11 protein-coding genes are annotated in these 9957 nt (G+C 61.2%); 2 read left to right on the top strand and 9 right to left on the bottom strand.

Annotated features, from left to right (window positions below):
- Nucleotides 1-269 precede the first annotated feature (269 nt).
- From M2400_RS03410 to M2400_RS03390, 5 genes are read right to left on the bottom strand one after another with little or no spacing between them, the layout of a single operon-like run.
- Nucleotides 270-905, bottom strand: a complete 636-nt coding sequence (locus M2400_RS03410; RefSeq protein WP_177119920.1) for an SCO family protein — start codon at nt 903-905, stop codon at nt 270-272.
- The gene (cyoE, locus tag M2400_RS03405; RefSeq protein ID WP_259201118.1) at nt 902-1801 is read right to left on the bottom strand and encodes a heme o synthase; all 900 of its coding nucleotides are present in this window, start codon (nt 1799-1801) and stop codon (nt 902-904) included. The genes M2400_RS03410 and cyoE overlap by 4 nt, the downstream gene beginning before the upstream one ends.
- On the bottom strand, nt 1789-2868 hold the full coding sequence (locus M2400_RS03400) for a heme A synthase (RefSeq protein ID WP_259201119.1): 1080 nt from the start codon (nt 2866-2868) through the stop codon (nt 1789-1791). The genes cyoE and M2400_RS03400 overlap by 13 nt, the downstream gene beginning before the upstream one ends.
- Nucleotides 2869-2879: 11 nt before the next feature.
- Complete coding sequence (locus M2400_RS03395) at nt 2880-3479, bottom strand: hypothetical protein (RefSeq protein WP_177043563.1); 600 nt, start codon at nt 3477-3479, stop codon at nt 2880-2882.
- Nucleotides 3445-4188 (bottom strand): SURF1 family protein, encoded by a 744-nt coding sequence (locus M2400_RS03390; RefSeq protein ID WP_259201120.1) that lies wholly within the window; start codon nt 4186-4188, stop codon nt 3445-3447. The genes M2400_RS03395 and M2400_RS03390 overlap by 35 nt, the downstream gene beginning before the upstream one ends.
- An 85-nt stretch (nt 4189-4273) precedes the next feature.
- Here M2400_RS03390 and M2400_RS03385 point away from each other — a divergent pair, with 85 nt between their 5' ends.
- Nucleotides 4274-4477 (top strand): twin transmembrane helix small protein, encoded by a 204-nt coding sequence (locus M2400_RS03385; protein ID WP_010168612.1) that lies wholly within the window; start codon nt 4274-4276, stop codon nt 4475-4477.
- Nucleotides 4478-4483: 6 nt separating this feature from the next.
- Here M2400_RS03385 and M2400_RS03380 read toward each other — a convergent pair whose 3' ends face one another.
- The 4 genes from M2400_RS03380 to coxB all read right to left on the bottom strand — a co-directional run bounded on the left by M2400_RS03380 (nt 4484) and on the right by coxB (nt 8875).
- The gene (locus tag M2400_RS03380; protein WP_177043565.1) at nt 4484-5371 is read right to left on the bottom strand and encodes a cytochrome c oxidase subunit 3; all 888 of its coding nucleotides are present in this window, start codon (nt 5369-5371) and stop codon (nt 4484-4486) included.
- A 35-nt stretch (nt 5372-5406) separates the two neighbouring features.
- A complete protein-coding gene (locus tag M2400_RS03375) occupies nt 5407-5958 on the bottom strand; it encodes a cytochrome c oxidase assembly protein (protein ID WP_008439615.1) in 552 nt (183 codons plus the stop codon).
- A 141-nt stretch (nt 5959-6099) separates the two neighbouring features.
- Nucleotides 6100-7689: a cytochrome c oxidase subunit I gene (gene ctaD / locus M2400_RS03370; RefSeq protein WP_177043566.1), complete on the bottom strand. Its 1590-nt coding sequence runs from the start codon at nt 7687-7689 to the stop codon at nt 6100-6102.
- 58 nt (nt 7690-7747) lie between these two features.
- Complete coding sequence (coxB, locus tag M2400_RS03365) at nt 7748-8875, bottom strand: cytochrome c oxidase subunit II (RefSeq protein ID WP_177043567.1); 1128 nt, start codon at nt 8873-8875, stop codon at nt 7748-7750.
- A gap of 368 nt (nt 8876-9243) precedes the next feature.
- On the opposite strand from coxB, the gene M2400_RS03360 reads away from it, so the two are divergent.
- Complete coding sequence (locus tag M2400_RS03360; RefSeq protein WP_177043568.1) at nt 9244-9891, top strand: hypothetical protein; 648 nt, start codon at nt 9244-9246, stop codon at nt 9889-9891.
- Nucleotides 9892-9957 lie beyond the last annotated feature (66 nt).

Here is a 9957-nt window from a genome sequence, read left to right as displayed (position 1 = left end):
TATAAGGGCTTCCACACCCTGTCACTGAATTTGCAGCGACAGGGCAAAGACTAGTCAGTCGACGCATGCCAAACAAGTTCGCGCCCACCGCTACACGTTGCGGGAAAAGTCCGACGACACACATTCATGCGCTGTGCACATAACCCTGTGGGAGCTGGCTTGCCTGCGATGGGGCCGTGCCAGTCACATATCTGCTGCTGACACACCGCTATCGCAGGCAAGCCAGCTCCCACATTTGATTTGTGTCGCTCAGGGAATTGTCGCCAGGCTTATTTACGCTGCAGCAACCCCGGAAATTGCGCCACCAGCTTCTGGTTGTTCAACGGCGCTCGGATAAACCCGCGCTGCGTCCCATCCGGTCCGATCAGCGCCAGGTTGCCGCTGTGGTCGACGGTGTAGTTGGGCTTGCTGGTGTCCGCCGGAATAAACGGAATGCTCACTGCGTTCGAAACCTTCTGCACCTCCTCAACATTCGCGCCGGTCAGGCCTTCGAACTGCGGATCGAAGTAACCCAGGTACTGCTTGAGCTGCGCCGGGGTGTCGCGGTTGGGGTCGACGCTGACCAGGATCACCTGCAACTTGTCCACAACGTCTTTAGGCAGCTCGCTCTTGATCTGCCGCAGTTGGGCGAGGGTGGTCGGGCAGATGTCCGGGCAGAAGGTGTAGCCGAAGAACAGCACGCTCCACTTGCCTTTCAACTCATTGACCACCACCGGCTGGCCGTCCTGGTTGGTCATGGTCACCGCCGGCAGCTGGCGGCTTTGGGGCAGCAGGATGATGCCCGCGTCGATCAAGGCCGTCGGGTCGCCCTGACCTTTTCCGCTCAGTACTTTGTTGACGGTCAGGCCCATGATCAACGCGACAATGGCCACCAGAATGAAGACAGTTTTTTGAGTTCGAGTCATAGGTTCAACAATAGGTAATGGTCTACGAGCAGGGCGATAAACAGCGCGAACAGGTACCAGATAGAGTACTTGAAGATGTTGATCGCCGCGTGCGGCCGACTGCCACGGTACAGCACCCAGGCCCATTGCAGAAAGCGCCCGCCCAGAACCAGCGCGCACACCAGGTACAGCACGCCGCTCATGTGGATCACATACGGCATCAGGCTGACCGCCAGCAGGGCGAAGGTATAGAGCAGGATATGCACCTTGGTGTAATGCTCGCCATGGGTCACGGGCAGCATCGGGATGTCGGCCTTGGCGTATTCCTCCTTGCGGTGAATCGCCAGGGCCCAGAAGTGCGGCGGGGTCCAGGCGAAGATGATCAATACCAGCAGCAACGGCTCGGCACTGACGTGGCCGGTGACGGCGACCCAGCCCAGCAACGGCGGCGCAGCGCCGGCGAGGCCACCGATGACGATATTCTGCGGCGTGGCACGCTTGAGGAAGCCGGTGTAGATCACCGCATAGCCCAACAGCGAAGCCAGGGTCAGCCACGCGGCCAGTGGGTTGGTAAACGCCAGCAGCAGCGCCAGCCCGGCCACCGCCAGCACCATCGCGAACGTCAGCGCAGCAGCAGGTGATACACGCCCTTCCGCCAGCGGGCGTTTATGGGTGCGCGCCATCAATGCATCGATGCGCCGGTCTACCACATGGTTGACCGCCGCCGCACCACCGGCACACAGGGCGATCCCCAGGTTGCCGAAAATCAGCACCGGCCATGGCACCCCGGCGCGGGTGGCGAGGAACATGCCCACCAGCGAGGTGATAAGCATCAGCACCACTACTTTTGGCTTGGTCAGCTCCAGGTAGTCACGCCAGATCGCCTGGCTATGACGCTCGCCGATCAAGGTCGCCATGGCATCTCTCCTTTGAGGGTTATAAGGCCCGACACGTGTTTACGCGGGCTGAAGCGCCAGCCGAACGGCAACTGGTGCCGCACCCGGACCAGGCTGGTGCGGGCGTGGTAATTGACCAGCACCAGCGACAGCAGCAACGCTGCACCGCCGGCGTTATGCGCAACGGCTACCGGCAGTGGCAAGTGGAAGTAAACGTTGCTCAGGCCCAGGCAGATTTGCGCCGCCAGGGCGATCAGCAACAGGCCGGCCAGGCGGGTCATGCCGACTACCTTGAGTTGCCAGGCCAGGCCCAGCAGCACGACGGTAACCAACAGCGCGCCAATCCGGTGAGTCAGGTGAATCGCCGTGCGCGCATCACTGTCCAGTTGGCCACCGAGGTAATTGGGGCCGATATGTTGAGTCAGGTGGAAACCATTGGCGAAATCCGCCGCCGGCCACCATTGGCCGTGACAGGTCGGCAGGTCGATACAGGCCACCGCCGCGTAGTTGGAGCTGACCCATCCACCCAGCGCAATCTGGCCGATCACCAACACCAGCCCGGCCGTGGCCCAGTACTGCAAACGCCTGGGAACGATCAGCGCCGGCAGCACGCCGGACAATCGCAGCGTCAGCAAAAACAGCAGGCTCAACGTCGCGAACCCGCCCAATAAATGCCCGGTGACCACCTGCGGCCAGAGCTTCAGCGTCACCGTCCACATGCCAAACGCCGCCTGGGCAAACACCACCGCCAGCAGGAACAACGGCAGCTTCAATGGCTGCCCCGGATGATGCCGATGGGTCCAGGCGCGCGCCGCCAGCAGCACGATTAGCAGCCCGAGGGTGCCGGCGAAGTAACGGTGGGTCATCTCGTTCCAGCCCTTGTCCGCCTCTACCGGCGTGTCCGGGTAATGCAGTTCGGCATGGGCCAACTGGGCTTCGCTTTTCGGCACGCTGATAAAGCCATAGCAACCCGGCCAGTCCGGGCAACCAAGGCCGGCATGGGTCAGCCGGGTATAGGCACCCAGCAGCACCACGATCAGGGCCAGCAGGGTGGCAAACAGCGCGAGGCGAAATCCAGGTTTGGCCATGACGGTGTCCTTTATCCGATGTTCGACAGTTTCAACAGCAGGCGCAGGTCGTTCAGCAGGTCCTTGCCCTTGACCCGGGCGTCGTAGCGCAGCACCAGGTTGCCGTGGGGGTCGACGATCCACAGCTGGGCATCACCGCTGCCCTGGGCGGCGGCGTCTTTATTGAAGGTCGACAGGTCCAGGGAATAACGCTGCAGTTGCGGGTATTCGGCCTTGAGCTTGGCGTCGTAGGCAGTGCTTACCGGCTGCGCGCTGGCCAGGGCGTGGCTGGCGCGGGAGGCGTCACGACCCAGGCCGATCTGGAGTTGGCGTGCGAGGTACACCAGTTGCTGGCAGTCGGCGGCGCAGGCCGTGGGTGCGGTGACCAGCAGTTGCCAGCGGTCTTCGTCGGCCTGCACGCCGATGTCGGCGCGGGTCTGGCCATTGCCGATCATCTCGCCGTGGTAGCTGCGGCTGTCCGGCACCCAGAACTGCAGCTTGTACATGAAGGTGGCGAGCACCATCGGGCCGATCACCATCAGCAGGATCAGGATCAGTTGCCAGCGGCCCTTGCGCCGATTGGGCGCTGCTGGCGCGTCAGACATGTTGAGTGGATTCATGGCCGCTCCCATGGCGCTTCTCCTTTTTTGTGTTGTGCCATCCGAGGTAGAGGTAAAGACCGAACAGCGCCACCGCCATGGCGAACCACTGCACGGCATAGCCCAGGTGTTTTTCCGGGCCCATGGCAACCACGGGCCAGTTGGTTTCGTAGGTGGCCGGGCCCGCTTCAGCCCGCACTTCATAGGCGAATCCGCTGCGATCCAACTCGGCCCACAATGCTTCGGGATGCAGTGCAGTCAGCAATCGCGGCCACTTTGCGCCCGCCGGATCGGCGTGCAGCTGGAAGGTCTCGCCCGGGGCTACATAGACCCAAGCGTCGACATTCAGCGGTTGTTCGGGGGTATTGAAAGCGGGCGGCGTGCGCCGGTCCGGCCAGGGCAGCCAGCCGCGATTGAGCAACAGCCACTGGCCGCTGGCCTGATCATGGAACGGTTGCAGCAACTCGACGCCGACCTTGCCGTCACGAAAGCGGTTATCCAGCAACACGCTGTGCTCGGCGTCGAACTGCCCGCGCAAATGCACACGTCGGAACGCCGGATCTTCGGTGGCCTGCAATTGCGTACTGCTCATGGGCTCGGCAGCACGGCGCTCGGCGTAGGTTGCCAGCAGCGCCTGTTTTTCGTGACCACGGGACAGCTGCCAGAAGCCGAGAAACACCAGCAACGGCAGCAGCACAAGCACCACCAGCGTCGGCGCAATACCGGGGCGAAAGGGTTTCATGGCATTGCCGCAGAGGTCGGTGCTGCGCTGGCTATACTGAATCTCATTGCTCGCCCCCTCCAAAAAAAGAGCCCCGGAGCCCACCATGCTCAAAGCAGCCATTGCCCTGATGCTGATTGCTACCGTCGTGAGCCTGTTCAGTGGCTTGTTCTTCCTGGTCAAGGACGAGGGCAACTCCAATCGCCTCGTCACTGCCTTGACCGTGCGTGTGGTGCTGGCCGTGATCACCCTGGGGTTGATCACCTGGGGGTTCTTCAGCGGCCAGCTGGTGTCTCATGCACCCTGGTGAAAATCCTCAAAGCACGTAAACGAAGAAAAACAGCCCGATCCACACCACGTCCACAAAGTGCCAATACCAACTGGCCGCCTCGAAGCCGAACTGGTGCTCGTTGTTGAAATGCCCCTTCAGGATGCGCATCAGCATCACAAACAAAATGATCGTGCCGATGGTCACGTGGGCGCCGTGGAAACCGGTGAGCATGAAGAAGGTCGCGCCGTACACGCCGGAACCCAGGGTCAGGCCCAGCTCTTTATAGGCATGGATGTATTCCTCGGCCTGGAAGCCGAGAAACGCCCAACCCAGCAGCACGGTGATCGCCAGCCAGATCTTCAGCGCGCCGCGATGGCCTTTGCGCAAGGCATGGTGGGCGATGGTGATGGTCACGCTGGAACTCACCAGCAAGATCGTGTTGATCAGCGGCAGGCCCCACGGGCTGATGGTGCCCTTGGGCGCCGGGAACAGTTTCGGGTCAGGATTGTTCAGCAGCGGCCAGGCAAATTCGAAGTTCGGCCACAGCATGTGGGCGATGCCCTTGTGGCCTTCGCCCGCCAGCCAGGGCGCCGACATGTGCCGCACATAGAACAGCGCACCGAAGAAGGCGATGAAGAACATCACCTCGGAGAAGATGAACCAGGTCATGCCCCAGCGAAACGAGCGGTCCATCTGCGAACTGTACAAACCGGCTCGGCTTTCCTTGATCACCGCGCCAAACCAGCCAAACATCATGTAGGCCAGCAGCAGGCCGCCGACGAAAAAGATCAGCGGGCCGTGGGATTCCGGGCGTGCGGCCTTCAGGTCGTTGAACCAGGTAGCCAGCCCGAACACCGTGATCAGCATGCCCAACGTGGCAATTATTGGCCATTTGCTTTGCGCTGGTACGTAGTACGTATCATGAGTCGACATGTATTCGTTCTCCTAATCGAGCCCGCAAGCAACGCCTAGCCGCCGGTATGGACAGCCACGGGCGGTTGGCGCGCGGTGATATCGAACAGCGTGTACGCCAGGGTCAAATGCTTCACATCCTTGGGCATGTCGCGATCGACAATGAAGCGCACCGGCATCTCTATGCGCTGGCCTGGCTGCAGCACTTGCTGGGTGAAGCAAAAACACTCGGTCTTGTGGAAGTACATCGCCGCCTCGGCGGGCGAAATGCTCGGCACCGCCTGGGCCGTCATCGGTTTGTCGGTGGGGTTGTAGGCCACGAACAGCATCTCGGTGACCGCGCCAGGGTTGACCACCACCTCGTCGGCCTTGGAGTGGAACTCCCAGACCATGTCGATGGCATTGGTGGACAAAAACTGCACACGCACCTGGCGCGTCGGGTCCACCACCTGCTCGCCTTCGTACTGCCCGGCGGTCTTGCCGTTGATGCCGAACGCCTTGCACATCACGTCGTAGATCGGCACCAGGGCAAAGCCGAAGGCGAACATCGCCACCACCAGGATCAGCAGCCGTGTGACAAGGCGCTTGATGGGCACGGACTCAAGCATGGCGGCCACCTACGAATGAATGCTCTGTGAATGGCTTTTCTGTGGGAGCTGCCTTGCCCGCGATGCTGGCAACTCGGTTTTTCAGGCACACCGAGGTGATGCCATCGCAGGCAAGCCAGCTCCCACAGGGTAGGGAGGTGTTCATTTGACCTCCGGCGGCGTGGTGAAGGTGTGATACGGCGCGGGCGAAGGGATGCTCCACTCCAGCCCTTCGGCGCCATCCCACGGCTTGGCCGGCGCGGGCGGGCCGCCACGGATGCACTTGATGACGATGAACAGGAAGAAGATCTGCGTCGCGCCAAAGGTGAAGGCACCGATGGAGGAGACCATGTTGAAGTCGGCGAACTGCAGGTTGTAGTCCGGCACCCGACGCGGCATGCCGGCAAGTCCTACGAAGTGCATCGGGAAGAACGCCATGTTCATCCCCACGAACGACAGCCAGAAGTGCAGCTTGCCCAGGGTTTCGTCATACATGTGGCCGGTCCATTTCGGCAGCCAGTAGTAGGCCGAGGCGAAGATCCCGAAGATCGCGCCAGGCACCAGTACGTAATGGAAATGCGCCACCACGAAGTAGGTGTCGTGGTACTGGAAGTCAGCCGGGGCGATGGCCAGCATCAGCCCGGAGAACCCGCCGATGGTGAACAGAATCACGAAGGCCACGGCGAACAGCATCGGCGTCTCGAAGGTCAGCGAGCCTTGCCACATGGTGCTCACCCAGTTGAACACCTTCACCCCCGTGGGCACCGCGATCAGCAGCGTGGCGTACATGAAGAACAGCTCGCCCACCAGCGGGATGCCCACCACGAACATGTGGTGCGCCCACACGATGAACGACAGGAACGCGATACTCGCCGTGGCGTACACCATCGAGGTGTAGCCGAACAGCGGCTTGCGCGAGAAGGTCGGGATGATCGAGCTGACGGCGCCGAAGGCCGGCAGGATCATGATGTACACCTCGGGATGCCCGAAGAACCAGAACACATGCTGGAACAGCACCGGGTCACCGCCGCCGGCGGCACTGAAGAAGCTGGTGCCGAAGTGGATATCCATCAGCATCATGGTCACGCAACCCGCCAGCACCGGCATCACCGCGATCAGCAGGAACGCTGTGATCAGCCAGGTCCAGACGAACAGCGGCATTTTCATCAGGGTCATGCCGGGAGCGCGCAGGTTGAGGATGGTGGCGACCACGTTGATCGCGCCCATGATCGAGCTGATGCCCATCAGGTGGATGGCGAAGATGAAGAAGGTCACGCTTTCCGGCGCATAGGTGGTGGAGAGCGGGGCGTAGAAGGTCCAGCCGAAGTTCGGCCCGCCGCCGGGCATGAACAGGGTGGACACCAGCATCAGGAACGCCGCCGGCAACAGCCAGAAACTGAAGTTGTTCATGCGCGGCAGGGCCATGTCGGGCGCGCCGATCATCAACGGGATCATCCAGTTGGCCAGGCCGACAAATGCCGGCATCACCGCCCCGAACACCATCACCAGGCCGTGCATGGTGGTCATCTGGTTGAAGAACGCCGGCTCCACGATCTGCAGGCCCGGCTGGAACAGCTCGGCGCGGATCACCATGGCGAACGAGCCGCCGAGCAGGAACATGGCGAAGCTGAACCACAGGTACATGGTCCCGATGTCTTTGTGGTTGGTGGTCAGCACCCAACGCATCAGGCCCTTGGCGGGGCCGTGAGCGTGGTCACCGGCATGACCGTGGTCATCGATCACAGCGCTCATGGCCTTTCTCCTGCGAACGAGTGGGCGGGACGGTTCAGGGAATACGCAATGAAGGAAGTCATTTGCTTTCCGCCTGTTTCAGAGCCAGCACGTCTTTAGGAGTGACCATGTCGCCTTTGTTGTTGCCCCAGGCGTTGCGTTCGTAGGTCACGACCGCCGCGATATCGACTTCCGACAGTTGCTTGCCGAACGCCGCCATGGCGGTGCCGGGCTTGCCGAAGTACACGCGGTGCAGGTGGTCTTCCTTGGCTCCCGTGGCGATCGGCGAGCCTTTGAGCGCCGGGAACATCGGCGGCAAGCCCTGGCCTTCGGCCTGGTGACAGGCTACGCAGGTGGTGTGGTAAACCTTGTCGCCACGGGCCACCAGCTCATCCAGGGTCCATTCCTTGGAGGTCAGCTCCTTGAGCTTGGCCGCCTCTTCCTTGCGCTCGCCGAGCCAGGTGTCGTAGTCGGCCTTGGACTTGACCTCCACCACGATGGGCATGAAGCCATGGTCCTTGCCGCACAGCTCGGCACACTGGCCGCGGTAGATGCCGGGCTTCTCGACCCGGGTCCAGGCCTCGTTGACGAAGCCGGGAATCGCATCGCGCTTGACCGCAAACGCCGGCACCCACCACGAGTGGATCACATCGGCGGCCGTCACCAGGAAACGCACCTTGGCGCCCACCGGCAGTACCAGCGGCTGGTCGACTTCCAGCAGGTAATGCTCGCCTTTGACGGCCTGGTTATGGATCTGCTCGGCGGGCGTGGCCAGGTTGCTGAAGAACTCGACATCCTGGCCCAGGTATTTGTAGTGCCACTTCCACTGGTAGCCGGTGACCTGGATATCGATATCCGACTCGGTGCTGTCGTAGATGTTGATCAGCGTCTTGGTGGCCGGAATGGCCATCGCCACCAGGATCAACAGGGGCACCACGGTCCAGAGAATCTCCACCGTCGTACTCTCGTGGAACTTGGCCGCCACCTGGCCCGTGGAGCGCCGGTGAACGATCATCGACCAGAACATCGCGCCAAACACGACGATGCCGATCACCACACAAATCCAGAAAATGGTCATGTGCAGGTCAAACACGGCGTGACTGACTTCAGTGGCCCCTGGCGCCATATTCGTTGTCCAGGCGGCTTGCGCCTGGCCGAATACTGACCACAACAGTAGGCCCATCCAAACATGTGGATGTCGCGTCATTGCGGGTTCCCCTTATCGTTCTTGTTATCCCGCCGGTTTGCACCTGCGGCCAAGGGAGCGGCTTCCATACTGCTTACAACCGCTAAGCCTTGCCTGCTCATGCAGTCGGGCGTCATCAGCTAATTGCGTACAAAACCGAGTATAGACAGCGACCGCCACCCCGCAATGTGATCGGGCAAATGAACGAAAATGGACGAACCGACCACACAACAGGACAAGCGGAGTGACTTATCCGACGAACGATGGCGATTTGATATAACAGCAGTGCATAACCATGAAATAATTATGACAAATGCGTCTTAGGCTCTCGTATAAACGAGCTACCTTATGCTCTCCCTATTTCCTACGCCTGCACCACTGGAGCTTTCATGAACACCGCCGCATTGCGCGAGCAGATTTCCCGTGCCCATCAACACGAATCCAGCACTGGCCAGCTTGCTCAGCAGCTGGAAGTTCAGTTACCGCACTTGCACCCGGCGATCGCCCTGCCTGATGTCGACGCCAAGGGCGTGATGACGCGTTTTGTCAGCGCCTACATCGACCAGGTCCCGGATTTGCTGGACGCGGCCAACGATGTCGCCCGTGAAGCCGGCATTGAGAGCCAGATCAAACCGGTACTGAAAATCGCCGAGCATTTCTTCCTGCAGCCGCCAGCGATCCTGGCCGGGCATGAGGGCCTGGACGGTTTGCTGGACGAGGCTTACCTGGCGCATCGACTGGTGGAAGAGGTCAACGATCTGTATATCAAGCACTTCGGCCAGCCGTTGATCCCGCTGGATACCACCGTGGCGAACGTGATTGCCCACCAGTTGATCGGCGAGACATTTGCCAACCAGCTGGATGAAGCGGTGCACCACGCGGTGGATGAGATGCTCAACGAAGACAGCTTTGCGCTGGAGTCGGTCGAGACTTACCGCGACAAGCTCAAGAGCCCGGACACGGAAGCCGCGTGGAAACGCTGGCCGTGCCTGTCGCGGCAGTTGGGTGTGGGGCTTGAGCTGGACCAGCCGGCCTAAATCTCCCGACCGACATAGATCAAATGTGGGAGCCGGGCTTGCCCACGATAGCGGTGTATCAGCCAA

It is taken from the genome of Pseudomonas sp. BIGb0558 (assembly GCF_024807515.1).
Classification (GTDB): domain Bacteria; phylum Pseudomonadota; class Gammaproteobacteria; order Pseudomonadales; family Pseudomonadaceae; genus Aquipseudomonas; species Aquipseudomonas yamanorum_A.
This window is presented reverse-complemented; position numbering and strand designations above follow the sequence as displayed.

Excerpts from the sequence above, each read along its gene's own strand:
- M2400_RS03410 (WP_177119920.1), bottom strand. The coding sequence starts at position 905 with ATGACTCGAACTCAAAAAACTGTCTTCATTCTGGTGGCCATTGTCGCG.
- cyoE (WP_259201118.1), bottom strand. The coding sequence starts at position 1,801 with ATGGCGACCTTGATCGGCGAGCGTCATAGCCAGGCGATCTGGCGTGAC.
- M2400_RS03400 (WP_259201119.1), bottom strand. The coding sequence starts at position 2,868 with ATGGCCAAACCTGGATTTCGCCTCGCGCTGTTTGCCACCCTGCTGGCC.
- M2400_RS03395 (WP_177043563.1), bottom strand. The coding sequence starts at position 3,479 with ATGGGAGCGGCCATGAATCCACTCAACATGTCTGACGCGCCAGCAGCG.
- M2400_RS03390 (WP_259201120.1), bottom strand. The coding sequence starts at position 4,188 with ATGAAACCCTTTCGCCCCGGTATTGCGCCGACGCTGGTGGTGCTTGTG.
- M2400_RS03385 (WP_010168612.1), top strand. The coding sequence starts at position 4,274 with ATGCTCAAAGCAGCCATTGCCCTGATGCTGATTGCTACCGTCGTGAGC.
- M2400_RS03380 (WP_177043565.1), bottom strand. The coding sequence starts at position 5,371 with ATGTCGACTCATGATACGTACTACGTACCAGCGCAAAGCAAATGGCCA.
- M2400_RS03375 (WP_008439615.1), bottom strand. The coding sequence starts at position 5,958 with ATGCTTGAGTCCGTGCCCATCAAGCGCCTTGTCACACGGCTGCTGATC.
- ctaD (WP_177043566.1), bottom strand. The coding sequence starts at position 7,689 with ATGAGCGCTGTGATCGATGACCACGGTCATGCCGGTGACCACGCTCAC.
- coxB (WP_177043567.1), bottom strand. The coding sequence starts at position 8,875 with ATGACGCGACATCCACATGTTTGGATGGGCCTACTGTTGTGGTCAGTA.
- M2400_RS03360 (WP_177043568.1), top strand. The coding sequence starts at position 9,244 with ATGAACACCGCCGCATTGCGCGAGCAGATTTCCCGTGCCCATCAACAC.